12 protein-coding genes are annotated in these 12958 nt (G+C 66.6%); 10 read left to right on the top strand and 2 right to left on the bottom strand.

What is annotated here, in order from left to right:
* Nucleotides 1-35 precede the first annotated feature (35 nt).
* Together KF871_RS18125 and KF871_RS18120 are read left to right on the top strand one after the other, a co-directional pair.
* Nucleotides 36-899, top strand: a complete 864-nt coding sequence (locus KF871_RS18125; RefSeq protein ID WP_291145859.1) for an amidohydrolase family protein — start codon at nt 36-38, stop codon at nt 897-899.
* Entirely contained in the window at nt 896-2731 is a 1836-nt protein-coding gene (locus tag KF871_RS18120) for an AMP-binding protein (RefSeq protein ID WP_291145857.1), read from the top strand. Before KF871_RS18125 ends, KF871_RS18120 begins: the two co-directional genes overlap by 4 nt.
* 24 nt (nt 2732-2755) lie before the next feature.
* On the opposite strand, the gene KF871_RS18115 is transcribed toward KF871_RS18120, so the two are convergent.
* On the bottom strand, nt 2756-3346 hold the full coding sequence (locus tag KF871_RS18115) for a 2-hydroxychromene-2-carboxylate isomerase (RefSeq protein WP_291145854.1): 591 nt from the start codon (nt 3344-3346) through the stop codon (nt 2756-2758).
* Between the two features lie 431 nt (nt 3347-3777).
* Between KF871_RS18115 and KF871_RS18110 the strand changes: the two genes are divergently transcribed.
* A complete protein-coding gene (locus KF871_RS18110) occupies nt 3778-4590 on the top strand; it encodes a bifunctional 2-polyprenyl-6-hydroxyphenol methylase/3-demethylubiquinol 3-O-methyltransferase UbiG (protein ID WP_291145852.1) in 813 nt (270 codons plus the stop codon).
* Between the two features lie 56 nt (nt 4591-4646).
* On the opposite strand, the gene KF871_RS18105 is transcribed toward KF871_RS18110, so the two are convergent.
* Nucleotides 4647-5771, bottom strand: coding sequence for a 5-methyltetrahydropteroyltriglutamate--homocysteine S-methyltransferase (locus KF871_RS18105; RefSeq protein WP_291145850.1), 1125 nt, complete (start codon nt 5769-5771; stop codon nt 4647-4649).
* Between the two features lie 164 nt (nt 5772-5935).
* Between KF871_RS18105 and KF871_RS18100 the strand changes: the two genes are divergently transcribed.
* From KF871_RS18100 to KF871_RS18070, 7 genes are all read left to right on the top strand, one after another.
* Entirely contained in the window at nt 5936-7027 is a 1092-nt protein-coding gene (locus KF871_RS18100; protein ID WP_291145847.1) for an aromatic ring-hydroxylating dioxygenase subunit alpha, read from the top strand.
* 3 nt (nt 7028-7030) lie between these two features.
* A complete protein-coding gene (locus tag KF871_RS18095) occupies nt 7031-7792 on the top strand; it encodes a GntR family transcriptional regulator (RefSeq protein WP_291145844.1) in 762 nt (253 codons plus the stop codon).
* 4 nt (nt 7793-7796) lie between these two features.
* Nucleotides 7797-8828 (top strand): PDR/VanB family oxidoreductase, encoded by a 1032-nt coding sequence (locus KF871_RS18090; RefSeq protein WP_291145842.1) that lies wholly within the window; start codon nt 7797-7799, stop codon nt 8826-8828.
* Between the two features lie 144 nt (nt 8829-8972).
* Nucleotides 8973-10010, top strand: a complete 1038-nt coding sequence (locus tag KF871_RS18085) for a TRAP transporter substrate-binding protein (RefSeq protein WP_291145841.1) — start codon at nt 8973-8975, stop codon at nt 10008-10010.
* Nucleotides 10011-10134: 124 nt separating this feature from the next.
* The gene (locus KF871_RS18080; protein ID WP_291145840.1) at nt 10135-10653 is read left to right on the top strand and encodes a TRAP transporter small permease; all 519 of its coding nucleotides are present in this window, start codon (nt 10135-10137) and stop codon (nt 10651-10653) included.
* On the top strand, nt 10653-11969 hold the full coding sequence (locus KF871_RS18075) for a TRAP transporter large permease (RefSeq protein ID WP_291145839.1): 1317 nt from the start codon (nt 10653-10655) through the stop codon (nt 11967-11969). The genes KF871_RS18080 and KF871_RS18075 overlap by 1 nt, the downstream gene beginning before the upstream one ends.
* A 1-nt stretch (nt 11970) precedes the next feature.
* Nucleotides 11971-12939: a tripartite tricarboxylate transporter substrate binding protein gene (locus tag KF871_RS18070; protein WP_291145837.1), complete on the top strand. Its 969-nt coding sequence runs from the start codon at nt 11971-11973 to the stop codon at nt 12937-12939.
* The last annotated feature ends 19 nt before the right edge of the window (nt 12940-12958 follow it).

Raw genomic sequence — 12958 nt, 5'->3', positions numbered from 1 at the left:
GGGTTTACCCGGAAATCGCCCGCTGGAGACAAGCCATGGACCATCAGAACCTGATCGCCATCGACATCCACACCCACGCCGAAGTGAGTTGCTGGAACCCCTTCGACAACTATGGTGAGGAATACGACCGCGCCGCCGACAAGTACTTCGGCAGCGACCGGCGACCGACCATTGCCGAGACCATCGCCTACTACCGCGAAAGGAAGATCGGCCTGGTGATGTTCACCGTAGACAGCGAGAGCAAGCTCGGGCGTCGGCGCATTCCCAACGAAGAGATTGCACAGGCCGCACGCGAGAACAGCGACATGATGATGGCCTTTGCCAGCATCGATCCGCACAAGGGCAAGATGGGTGCGCGCGAGGCCGAGCGGCTGATCAAGGAAGAGGGCATCAAGGGCTTCAAGTTCCACCCGACGGTGCAGGGCTACCACCCCTACGACAAGATGGCCTGGCCGATCTACGAGGTGATCAACGCGCACAAGATGCCCGCGATCTTTCACACCGGGCACAGCGGCATCGGCAGCGGCATGCGTTGTGGTGGCGGGCTGAGGCTGGAGTACAGCAACCCCATGCACCTAGACGACGTGGCGATCGACTTCCCCGACATGCAGATCGTCATGGCGCACCCGAGCTTCCCCTGGCAGGACGAGGCGCTGAGCGTGGCCACGCACAAGCCCAACGTGTGGATCGACCTGAGCGGCTGGAGCCCGAAGTACTTTCCGAAGCAGTTGGTGCAGTACGCCAACACGCTGCTCAAGGACCGCATCCTGTTCGGCAGCGACTACCCGCTGATCACACCCGAGCGCTGGATGAAGGACTTCGAAGTGGCCGGCTTCAAACCCGAGGTGATGCCCGGCATCCTCAAGGGCAACGCCATCCGGCTGCTGGGCCTCGCATGAAGGCCTTCACCTCGCTGGCCGACATCGAAGCGCTTGAGCAACGCCCGCTGCACGAGGTCGCGCCCCAGCGCACACCCTATGGCCTGATCCGCGCCGCCGCCGAGCGCTTCGGCGATCGCGAGGCCTTCACCTACCTGCCCGACGCCGACCTGGCCACGCCAGCGCGCCGCATCGGTTATCGCGAGCTGCTGTCCATGGTGCACCGGGCGGCCAATGCGTTTCGCGCGCTGGGCATCGGCCCCGGCGACAGCGTGGCGCTGCTGGCGCCCAACATGCCCGAGGCGCACGCCGTGCTGTGGGGTGCGCAACTGGCCGGGCGCGTCTGCCCCATCAACACCTTGCTGCAGCCCGATCACATCGCCGCGCTGATGCAGGCCGCCAACGCCAAAGTACTGGTGGCGCTGGGGCCGAACGCCGAGCTGGCGGTGTGGCCCACGGCCTTGCAGGCGCAGGCCCACCATGCGTGCACGCTGGTGCCGATCGTGGTGGACGAAGCGGTCCCTGGGCTGAGCTCGCTGCAGGATCTGATGGCCGCGCAGCCGGACACGCTGAGCTTCGCGCCCGACCTGAACCCCGATCGCGTGGTGGCGTTGTTCCACACCGGTGGCACCACCGGTGCGCCCAAGCTGGCGCAGCACACTGCTGGCAACGAGGCGCACACCGCCTGGTTCGCGCACGCTTATTACGACTGCAACGAACACAGCGTCGAGGTCAACGGCTTTCCGCTGTTTCACGTGGCCGGCGCCTTCGTGTACGGGCTGGCATTGCTGGCCATCGGTGCGCGCCAGGTGCTGCCCACGCTCAGCGGCATGCGCAACACTGGCTTCGTGCGGCACTACTGGCGTTTCTGCGAGCGCGAGGGTGTGACCCACCTGGCCTGCGTGCCCACGGTGCTGGCCAGCCTGCTGGGCGTGCCCATCGACGCCGATATCTCACGTATTCGCGCGGCCTACACCGGCGGCTCGCCGCTGCCCACCGAACTGGCGCAGCGCTTCGAGGCCGCCACCGGCATTGCGGTGCGCAACATCCTGGGCATGACCGAGTGCGCAGGACTGGTCAGCATCGAACCGCTGCACGCGCCGCGCGTGCCGGGCTCGGCGGGCTGGCGACTGCCGTTCACCGAGGTGCATGCCGTGCCCTGGCGCGATGGCGAGGTGAAGCTGGACGAGCGCTGCGCGCCCGACGAGACCGGCGTGGTGGTGCTGCGCGGGCCGCACATGAGCCCGGGCTACCTCGATGCCAAACGCAATGCGGGCATGTTCGAGCGGGGCTGGATCGTCTCGGGCGATCTCGGCCACATTGACGCCGATGGGCGCGTGCACCTCACCGGCCGCGCCAAGGACGTGATCATTCGCGGCTCGCACAACATCGACCCGGGCCTGGTGGAAGACGCGTTCCTCACGCACCCCGCGGTGGCGCAGTGCGCCGTGGTGGCCGAGCCCGATGCCTATGCCGGCGAAGTGCCCGCCGCCTTCGTGGTGCTGCGCGCTGGTGAATCGGTGGATGCCAATGCCTTGCTGCGCGAGGTGACGCCCCAGGTGTACGAGCGACCGGCCGTGCCCAAGCGCGTGGTCATCGTCGAGGCCTTGCCGCTGACCGCGGTGGGCAAGGTGTTCAAGCCGGCCTTGCGATTGCGCGCCATCGAATTGCGTCTGGCCGATCTGGCGCGCGAGCTGGCGCCCGATCGGGCGGTGCAGGTGCAGGCGGTGGACGACGGTGGCCGTCAGCGCGCGACGGTGCGCTTTGACGGCGAGGCCGACGAAGCACTTGCCGATCGCCTCCAATCGGCGCTGGCGGCTATTGCGGTGCCGACCGAGGTGCGGTTCGGCTGACCCGGTCGGCGTGGCGCGACGGGGTTACCAACCGCCCCGCGCCAGCCAGCGTTCGGCCTGCTCGAGTTTGTCCACGCCCCAGAACGGTTCACCATCGATGACCAGGGAGGGCGAGCCGAAGATGCCGGCCTTCAGCGAAGCGTCGACCTCGGCGCGCAGCAAGGCGGCGGCGTCCTCGCTGCCGGCGGCCTCGGCAATCGCTTCACCCACCACAGGCGCCAGCGATGCCGGCGTGGACAGGTCGGCCGCCTCACCCCAGTAGGCGCCGTACAGCGCATGCGTGACCGCCGCCGCCTGCCCGGGTTGGTGCTTGTTCACCCAGGCCAGTGCACGGGCGCAGGGCAGCGGGTTCATCACCGGGTCGCGGGGGTGACGCTGCATGCGCACGTCGTGCTCGCGTGCGTAGCGCAACACATCGCGCTCGACGTAATTGCCCTTGAGCGGTGTGTCCATCAGCGGCTTGAGCCCCATCACCTTGAGCACGGCTACGCCCAGCAACATCGGGTGCCATTGCACGTTGCGGCCATGGCGGGCTGCCAGCGACTCCACCCGCAGGGAGGCGAAATAGCCGTAAGGCGAGATGAAGTCGAAGTGAAAGTGAATCGGGGAGGGCATGGCAAGGCCGATGAATTGAGAGACAGCAAGCGCGCGTTGACCATCCGCCGATGCTGAAGGGATTGCATTGCGGTGGATCTACCCACGCAGAGGCAAGAGGGCAGGCACGAATTCTGGCACCACGCGCATGAATTGCCCTGCCGACCAAGGCAATTCGAAAGCCCTGGTTGTCGACGCGTTTCGACGGCACGAGTGCCAGACCCGGAAACACAGGCAATTGCCTACGCCGCGGGTTGATTGCCATCGCCAGACGATCTAGGCCACGTGCTGCAACGCATTTGCCGGGTTGGCGACTTATGGGGGTGAGCAATAAGGCTCCCACAACCTTGAGAGACCCAAACACCATGTTCAGGATATCTACTAGCCAAATTGGACGTCCCCAATCGACCATCCTTTCGCCCCGTGGCCCTGCCGACCCTCATGCAATGGCCATGCGCGAAGCCAGCCTGCAGTACGTCAGGACCAATATCAGCCCGGAAACAGGCTCATTCAATACCGAGGCCGGATTCAAAGGTGCCCTGAACTCGGTGACCGCGCCCGGCGCAAAGCCGATGCTGCCGGAGGACATGAAGCGCTATGACAAGCTTGCGCCCGGCTCCGTGATCGTCGACGCGGGTTGTGGTTTGGCCATTGCGGCACGCGAACTGGGCAAAAAGGGCATGAAGGTGATCGCGTATTCGCCGTCGCCGATCGAAATCAACGGACTGCAACAGCACCAGTCGGAGAACCCGGGCGTTCACGAGGGCGTGACCTATGTGCAGGCCCAAACGCTGTCCGCACTGGAGTTGAAGCCAGGCAGCGTACACAGCATTCGCATCGACCGCGCAATTCCCTACATGACTGAGGAGCAGCGCAACCAATTCTTCTGCGATGCGAAGACGGCGCTCGCACCGGGTGGCGAAGTGCTCTGCAGTTTCTATCACGTCTCCAGCCGCATGGAACACGGCCAGGCTCACGCTCTGGCAGAGATTGTGAGAAGCATCGTGCAGGCGGGGTTGACGCCGAAGTCCGGCGGCGTCTTCATTGACGCGGTTCGCCCCGATGGCAGTCAGATGAGGGTGCTCGTCGACAGGCTGGATGCGTTTACGGTCGAGTCAGCGGAGTTGGTTTCCGAGGACGGCAACACGGGGCTCGCCAATTGCGAGCAAACGCTTCATCGCATAGGCCAGCAGTGCGTGAAGGACGGCGCCTTCATGTATGCCGTTCGCGTCAACGTGATCGCCATCAAGCCTGACCACGAGTGAGCGGAGACACCAACGGGCCTGTGCCAGCCCGTTGGTCTTCGGCCAGGGCGTGGCGCTCAACCGCCCCAGACCTCGCGCGCCGTCTCCACCACCAGCGCCAGCTTGCGGCGCTGGTCTTCCACCGCAATGTTGTTGCCGTGCACGGTGCTGGAGAAGCCACACTGGGGTGACAGGCAGAGCTGTTCCAGCGGGGCGTACTTCGCGGCCTCGTCGATGCGGCGCTTGAGGTCGTCCTTGCTTTCGAGCTGGCCGAACTTGGTGGTGACCAGGCCCAGCACCACGGTCTTGCCCTTGCCCAGGTAGCGCAGCGGGCGGAAGTCGCCCGAGCGGTCGTCGTCGTACTCGAGGAAGAAGGCGTCCAGCTTCATCTCGGACAGCAGCGCTTCGGCCACCGGCTCGTAGTTGCCGGCTGCGGCGTGCGTGCTCTTGAAGTTGCCGCGGCACAGGTGCATGGCCAGGGTCATGCCTTTCGGCTTGCGCTCCACCACCTTGTTGATGAAGCCGGCATAGCGGTGCGGCAGCTCGTTGGGGTCGTCGCCGCGCTGGCGGGCCGCCTCACGCATCTTCTCGTCGCACAGGTAGGCCATGTTGGTGTCGTCCATCTGCACATAGGTGCAGCCGGCGTCGGCCAGGCTTTGCAGCTCGTCCGCGTAGGCCTGGGCCACGTCGTCGTAGAACACCGGGTCGAGCTCGGGGTAGGCGGCCTTGCTGATGCCGGCGCGCCCGCCACGGAAGTGCAGCATGGTGGGCGAGGGGATGGTCACCTTGGGCATGAGGCCGGGTTTGCCCAGCGCCTTGACCTGCGCCTGCAGGAACTGGAAGTCGGCCAGCTGGATGTTCTTGGCGTGGCGCACCTTGTCGATCACGCGGATCACGGGCGGGGCCAGCTCCTCGGTGCCGTCGGGCTTGCGGATGGTGACCGGGATGTCGGTCTTCACGCCGCCGAGCTGCTCCAGGAAGTCGATGTGGAAGTAGGTACGGCGGAACTCGCCGTCGGTGATCGACTGCAGGCCGACGTCGGCCTGGAACTTCACGATCTCGGTGATGGCGCGGTCTTCGACCTCGCGCAGCTGTGCGGCCGTGATCTCGCCCTTGGCCTTCTTCTCACGCGCCTCCAGCAGGTAGGCCGGGCGCAGAAAGCTGCCGACGTGGTCGGCGCGGAACGGGGGATTCAGGCTCATGAGGTCTCCTCAGGGTTTTGCGGATTCGAAAGCCCGCGACGGTAGCGGAAGGCCGATGGGCTGACAATGGGAGAAGTTGTTCTGGATACATAAAGGCCGGTAAGTTGAGAGAATCAGGCGGAAAACTGGATGAAATAGGTGCTGTATGTATACAGTGCGTATCCATGAACACCGATCGCAACCACTTTCCCCTCAATGCCTGGTACGCGGCCGCCTACGACGTCGAGGTGGGTCGAAGCCTGTTGGCGCGCACCATCTGCAAGCAAAAACTGGTGCTGTTTCGCCAGACGGACGGGCAGGTGGCCGCGCTGGAGGACGCCTGCTGGCACCGCCTGCTGCCGCTGTCCATGGGGCGCCTGGACGGGGATCAGGTGGTCTGTGGCTACCACGGGCTGGTGTTCAACGCCGAAGGGCGCTGTACCCACATGCCGAGCCAGGAGCGCATCAACCCGTCGGCGTGCGTGCGCCGCTTCCCGGTGGCCGAGAAGCACCGCTTTGTGTGGATCTGGCCCGGCGACCCGGCGCTGGCCGACGAGTCGCTGATCCCCGACCTGCACTGGAACCACGACCCCGCCTGGGCCGGCGACGGCAAGATGATCCGGGTGAAGTGCGACTACCGGCTGGTGATCGACAACCTCATGGACCTCACGCACGAGACCTTCGTGCACGGCAGCAGCATCGGCAACCGTGCCGTGGCCGAGGCGCCCTTCGTGGCCACGCACGGTGACCGCACGGCGACCGTCACACGCTGGATGGGCGGCATCGAGGCGCCGCCATTCTGGGCCGGGCAGATCGAACAGGCGCGTGGCTACCGTGGGCCGGTGGACCGCTGGCAGATCATCCGCTTCGAGGCGCCGTGCACGGTCGCCATCGACGTGGGCGTGGCGCCGGCCGGGGCGGGCGCCTTGCCGGCCGATGGCGGCGACCGCAGCCAGGGCGTCAACGGCATGGTGCTCAACACCATCACGCCCGAGACCGACAACACCTGCCTTTACTTCTGGGCCTTTGCACGCAACTACTGCCTGGGCGAGCAGCGCCTGACGCACCAGCTGCGCGAAGGCGTGGCGGGCATCTTTCGCGAGGACGAGTTGGTGCTGGAGGCGCAGCAGAAGGCGATCGAAGAGCACCCGGACCACCGCTTCTACAACCTCAACATCGACGCTGGTGCGATGTGGGCGCGGCGCCTGATCGACCGCATGGTCGAGGCCGAACACGACCCGGGCACCAAGGTGATCCCGATCCGAAAGGCGGGCTGAGCCATGGCCCACCCCAACCAACTTGAAGGTGTGCCCGAGAGCGCGCAGGTGCGCGCACTGCTGCAACTGCGCGAGCTCATCCTCTCGGGTGAACTGAGTGGCGGCTCGCGCATCGCCGAGCTGGCCATCGTCGAGCGCCTGGGTGTGTCGCGCACGCCGGTGCGCGCGGCGCTACTGCGGCTCGAGCAAGAGGGCCTGCTGCGTGCACTGCCCGGTGGCGGCTACGTGGTGGTGACCTTCTCGGAGCGAGACATCGCCGATGCCATCGAACTTCGCGGCACGCTCGAAGGCCTGCTGGCGCGGTTGGCGGCCGAACGCGGGGCACCCGCTGCAGTGCTGACCGAAGCACGCAGTGTGCTGGCGCGCATCGATGCGGTGCTGGCCGAACCCACGCTCGACGACGAGGCCTTCTCGGACTACGTGGCGCTCAACAGCCGCTTTCACGTGCTGATGGCCGAGATGGCCGACAGCCCGACGGTGGAACGCCAGCTCGAGCGCGTGTGTGCATTGCCCTTTGCCTCGCCGTCGGGCTTCGTGCTGGCCGAGGCCGAGTCGCGCCAGGCGCGCGACATGCTCGTGGTCGCGCAGGACCAGCACCGCCAGGTGCTCGACGCCATCGAGCGCCGCGAAGGCGCGCGTGCCGAAGCCATCCTGCGCGAACACTCCCGTCTGGCCCAGCGCAACCTGCGCGCGGTCCTGGCCGGTCACACCCAGGGGCAGGCCCATGCGGCCATGCCCGCCTTGCGTCTCATCCGTCGCCGTTGAAACCATGAAGAGCCAGAACCACTGGAGCGCTGTGCGCGTGAGCGCGCTGCGTGACCTCACCCCCACCGTGCGCGAGATCGTGTTGCAACCCGTCGAAGGGGTGGCACAGCACTGGGCGCCCGGCGCCCACCTGCAGCTGCGCGTGCGCGTGGCAGGACGCGAGCAAACGCGTTCGTACTCGCTGGTCGGTCTGCCGGCCGATGTGCCCGGTGCCTACCGCATTGCCGTGAAGCGCCTGGCCGATGGCCGCGGTGGTTCGATGGCGATGTGGGACCTGGCCGTGGGCGATGTGTTGCCCGCAAGCGCACCGAACAACCACTTTCCGCTCTCGCTCGATGCGCCCGGGACCTTGCTCATTGCGGGTGGCATCGGCATCACGCCGCTGGTGGGCATGGCGTGCCAGCTGCGCGAGCGCGGCACGCCGGTGCGCTTGCTGTACGCCGCGCGCAGTGCCGCCGAGCTGGCCTACGCCGACGATCTGCGCGTGGCGCTGGGCGACGCGCTGGTGTGCGCCTCGTCCGATCGCGGCGAGCGGCTGGACCTGCTGGCCGCCCTCGCGGCCTTGCCGATGGGGTCGCCTTGCTATGTCTGCGGCCCCGCCGGCCTGCTGGACGCGGTGCGCGAGGTGTGGGCGGCGCAGGGCCGTGCGCCGGCCGACCTGCGCTTCGAGACCTTTGGCAGCGGCGGGCGGCTGCCCACCGGCAGCTTCCAGGTGAAGGTGCCGCGCCATGGGGTGGACATCACCGTGGCGGCGGGCGAGTCGCTGCTGGACGCGCTGGAAGCGGCCGGGGTGCCGGTGATGAGCGACTGCCGCCGCGGGGAATGTGGCCTGTGTGCCATGGACGTGGTGGATCTGCAGGGCGAGATTGACCACCGCGACGTGTTTTTGAGCGAGGGCGAGCGCCAGGGCAACCAGCGCCTGTGCGCCTGTGTGTCTCGCGTGGTGGGCAGCGTCTGCCTGGACAGTGCGTACCGGCCCGACGGCGACCTGGCGGCCCAGTCAGATGCAAACCGAGGGTTTGCACTCGTTTCATAACATAACGGCATAGCTGAAAGTCGGCCGTGGGGCTGGCCGCTCCCGGTGAGCGCATGCACAGTGCGGTGGTTTCAGTTCCAGGCCCGGGCCGCGCGCAGACGCGGTTCTGGGCACGAGTCAACACACCCGACCGGAGACACGACGATGAAATTCCTGAAGCGACGCACCGCGCTGGCGGTGATGGGTGCTGTGGCCGCCGCCACCCTGGCCGGCACCGCCATGGCCCAGACCGTGACGCTGCGCCTGCACCAGATGCTGCCGCCACAGGCCACCATTCCGGCGCGCGCGCTCACGCCCTGGGCACAGAAGGTCGAGGCCGAATCCGGCGGCAAGATCAAGATCCAGCTGTTCAACGCCATGCAGCTGGGCGGCGCGCCACCACAGTTGTTCGACCAGGCGCGCGATGGCGTGGTTGACCTGACCTGGACCGTGCTGGGCTACACCCCGGGCCGCTTCCCCAAGACCGAAGTGTTCGAGCTGCCCTTCATGAGCGGCAGTGCCGAGGCCTCGTCGCGTGCCATTCAGGAGTACGTCGAGAAGTACGCCGCCGATGAGTTCAAGGACGTCAAGCTGATTGCCGTGCACACCCACGGCCCCGGCCTGTTCCACACCAAGACGCCGGTGACCGGCCTGGAGAGCCTGCGCGGCATGAAGATCCGCGGTGGCTCGCGCATCATCAACAACATGCTGGTCAAGCTGGGCGCGACGCCGGTGGGCATGCCCGTGCCGGCTGTGACCGAAGCCCTCTCCAAAGGCGTGATCGACGGCACCACCATCCCCTGGGAGGTGACGCCGGCCCTGAAGGTGACCGAGCTGGTGAAGAACCACACCACCTTTGCCGGCAAGGACGGCCTGTACACGCAGACCTTTGCCTTCTCGATGAACAAGGCCGCTTACGAGAAGCTGCCGCCCGACCTCAAGGCGGTGATCGACAAGAACTCCGGCATCGAAACGGCCGCCATGTTCGGCAAGGCCATGGACGACGGCGACAAGGCCGGCCGTGCCATTGCCGAGAAGGCCGGCAACAACATCGTCGCCCTGGACGCGCTGGAGACGCAGCGCTGGCGCCGTACCGCGGCCACGGTCGAGACCGACTGGGTCAACGAAATGAAGGGCAAGGGCATCGATGGCGCCAAGCTGGCGGCCGAGGCCCGCGCACTGATCGCCAAATACAGCAAGTGATCCCCGGCCCCGGTGGCCACCGGCCGTCCTCGCGAGGGGACGGCCTTTTTATTGAGGGCGGTGGCGCCGTGTCGATGTTGGACAATCGCCGCTTCTTCTCATCCGTCAGCTGAAAGTCTTTCGCATGATTGCATTCGTCTACCGGCTCTCCCAATGGGCGGCCATCGTCGGCGGCATCGTCCTGGTGGCGCTCACCTTGATGATCGTTGCCAGCGTGAGTGGCCGCGCCATGATCGGCATCGGCCTGGGCCCTGTGCCTGGCGACTTCGAACTGGTCGAGGTCGGCACCGCCGTCGCGGTGTTCTTCTTCCTGCCCTGGACTTACCTCAAGGGTGGGCATGCCACGGTGGACCTGCTCTACATGCACCTGCCCAAATGGGGGCAGCGCGCGATCGTGATCTTCAGCGACGTCATCATGCTGCTGGTGTGGCTGGTGCTCACCTGGAAGCTCTACGAAGGCATGGTCGAGAAGAAGGAGTACCTGGAGACCACCTTCATCCTGGCGATGCCGGTGTGGTGGGCCTATGCGGCCTGCTTCGTCGGGGCCGTGATCGGTTGCATGGCCTACATCGCCAAGACGCTCACCCTGTTCGGGCTGGCGAAAGAGCCTGAGGGCTGGACCACCGAAGCGGGGGTGCACTGATGTCTGGCGTCGAACTCGCGGCCTGGTCGTTCCCGATCCTGCTGTTGCTCATCTTCGTTCGCGTGCCCATCGGGCTCGCGATGCTTTCATGCGGCCTGGTCGGGGCCTGGCTGGTGTACGGCTCGTACCTGCCGATCCTGAACCAGCTCAAGCAGGTCACGTACAGCACCTTCTCCAACTACAACCTGTCGGTGATTCCGCTGTTCCTGCTGATGGGACAGTTCGCGGCGCTCGGCGGTCTGTCGCAGGCACTGTTCAAGGCGGCCGAGGCCTGGATCGGCCACCGCAAGGGTGGCGTGGCCATGGCCGCCGTGGGTGCCTGCGCCGGCTTCGGCGCGATCTGCGGCTCCTCGCTGGCCACGGCCGCCACCATGGGCCAGGTGGCCCTGCCCGAACTCAAGCGCGCGGGCTATGCGGGCGGCATCTCCACCGCCACGCTGGCCGCCGGCGGCACGCTGGGCATCCTGATTCCGCCGTCGGTGGTGCTGGTGATCTACGCCATCCTGACCGAGCAGAACATCGCCAAGCTCTTCCTGGCCGCGTTCGTGCCGGGTGTGCTCGCCGCCATCGGCTACATGATCGTCATCGCGGTCTACGCCCGCGTGCGGCCGCAGGAGATGGGCACCATCCCGCCGATGCCGATGGCCGAGCGCTGGAAAGCCACGCTCAAGGTCTGGCCCGTGATCACCATCTTCCTGGTGGTGGTGGGCGGCATCTACCTGGGCTTCTTCACGCCCACCGAGGGTGCCGCTGTGGGCGCCTTCGGCACCGGCGTGGCCGCCTGGGCCGCTGGCGGTCTCAACCGCAAGACCCTGCTCGGCGCGGTGCTGGGCACGGCGGTGGCCACCGGCATGATCTTCATGATCGTGCTTGGTGCGGGTGTCTACAACACCTTCCTGGCGCTGTCGCAGCTGCCGCAAGAGGCCGCGCAGATGGTGGCGGGCTCGGGCCTGAGCCCGACCGTGGTGTTGATCGCCATCCTGGTGATCTATGTGATCCTGGGCTGCTTCATGGACTCGCTGTCCATGATCCTGCTGACCATCCCGGTGTTCTTCCCGGTGGTGACCGCGCTGGACTTCGGCATGAGCCCCGAGCACTTCGCGATCTGGTTCGGCATCCTGGTGCTGATCGTGGTCGAGGTCGGTCTGATCACGCCACCGGTGGGCATGAACCTGTTCGTCATCAACAGCATGGCCAAGGATGTGCCCATCATGGCCACCTACCGGGGCGTGATGCCCTTCGTGGCCAGTGACTTCATCCGCACCGCCTTGCTGGTGGCCTTCCCCTCGATCGTGACCTTCGTACTGAGGTTCTGACATGCGCCGTCGCTTCCTCGCTCTGGTGTCTGCGCTGGCCCTGGGTGGGGTGGCGGGCCTGGCGTCTGCCCAGACGTTTCCGGTCAAACCCCTGCGTGTGGTCGTGCCCTTTGGCGCGGGTGGCGTGGGCGACCTCACCGCCCGCATCGTCGCGGCCGGCCTGTCCACGCGCCTGGGTCAGCCGGTGGTGATCGAGAACCGACCTGGTGCAGGTGGCGTGGTGGCCGCCGATTCGGTGGCGCGCAGCGACCCCGACGGCCACACGATGTTCCTGATGTCCAACGGTACGGCGGTCACTGCCAGCCTGTTCAAGTCATTGCCGTTCGACACGGTGCGAGACTTCACGCCCGTGTCCACACTGGGCACGTTCGACATCGTGGTCGTGGCCAACCCCGATGCGCCCTACAAGACCTTTGCCGAGCTGCTGGCCTGGGCCAAAGCCAACCCGGGAAAGCTCAACATCGGCAGCATCAATGTCGGCAGCACGCAGAACCTGGCGGCCGAGTTGTTCAAGAGCAGTGCCGGGATTGACGCGCAGATCGTTCCCTTCAAAGGCACACCCGACCTGATCGGCGCCCTGCGCGGGCGACAGGTGGACGTCGGTGTGGAGATTCTCGCTCCAGTGCTCGCACAGATTCGCGCCAACGCCTTGCGTCCACTGGCGGTCAGTGGTGAGCGCCGCTCGGTCGTCCTGCCCGAGGTGCCGACCGCGGTCGAGTCGGGTGTGCCCGGCTTCGTGGCCTCGTCATGGAATGCGCTGGCGGTGCCGTCGAAAACGCCCCGGGCCGTGGTTGACCGGCTGCAGCGCGACATCGCGGCCACCGTGGCCGACCCTGATGTGCAGGCCAGACTGCGCGCGCTGAACATCGACCCGCGCTCGTCCACGCCCGAGCAAGCCGCCGACCTGCTGGCGGGCGATATCAAGCGCTGGGGTGCGGTGATCGAGCGCGCGGGAATCCCGAAGCAATGACCTGGGCGGCGGGCCACGC

Origin of the sequence: Hydrogenophaga sp., from assembly GCF_019635465.1 — a bacterium.
Classification (GTDB): Bacteria; Pseudomonadota; Gammaproteobacteria; order Burkholderiales; family Burkholderiaceae_C; genus Hydrogenophaga.
This window is presented reverse-complemented; position numbering and strand designations above follow the sequence as displayed.

What these genes read in the sequence shown, in the direction of transcription:
- KF871_RS18125 (WP_291145859.1), top strand. Translation starts at nt 36, where the DNA reads ATGGACCATCAGAACCTGATCGCCATCGACATCCACACCCACGCCGAA.
- KF871_RS18120 (WP_291145857.1), top strand. Translation starts at nt 896, where the DNA reads ATGAAGGCCTTCACCTCGCTGGCCGACATCGAAGCGCTTGAGCAACGC.
- KF871_RS18115 (WP_291145854.1), bottom strand. Translation starts at nt 3,346, where the DNA reads ATGCCCTCCCCGATTCACTTTCACTTCGACTTCATCTCGCCTTACGGC.
- KF871_RS18110 (WP_291145852.1), top strand. Translation starts at nt 3,778, where the DNA reads ATGCGCGAAGCCAGCCTGCAGTACGTCAGGACCAATATCAGCCCGGAA.
- KF871_RS18105 (WP_291145850.1), bottom strand. Translation starts at nt 5,771, where the DNA reads ATGAGCCTGAATCCCCCGTTCCGCGCCGACCACGTCGGCAGCTTTCTG.
- KF871_RS18100 (WP_291145847.1), top strand. Translation starts at nt 5,936, where the DNA reads ATGAACACCGATCGCAACCACTTTCCCCTCAATGCCTGGTACGCGGCC.
- KF871_RS18095 (WP_291145844.1), top strand. Translation starts at nt 7,031, where the DNA reads ATGGCCCACCCCAACCAACTTGAAGGTGTGCCCGAGAGCGCGCAGGTG.
- KF871_RS18090 (WP_291145842.1), top strand. Translation starts at nt 7,797, where the DNA reads ATGAAGAGCCAGAACCACTGGAGCGCTGTGCGCGTGAGCGCGCTGCGT.
- KF871_RS18085 (WP_291145841.1), top strand. Translation starts at nt 8,973, where the DNA reads ATGAAATTCCTGAAGCGACGCACCGCGCTGGCGGTGATGGGTGCTGTG.
- KF871_RS18080 (WP_291145840.1), top strand. Translation starts at nt 10,135, where the DNA reads ATGATTGCATTCGTCTACCGGCTCTCCCAATGGGCGGCCATCGTCGGC.
- KF871_RS18075 (WP_291145839.1), top strand. Translation starts at nt 10,653, where the DNA reads ATGTCTGGCGTCGAACTCGCGGCCTGGTCGTTCCCGATCCTGCTGTTG.
- KF871_RS18070 (WP_291145837.1), top strand. Translation starts at nt 11,971, where the DNA reads ATGCGCCGTCGCTTCCTCGCTCTGGTGTCTGCGCTGGCCCTGGGTGGG.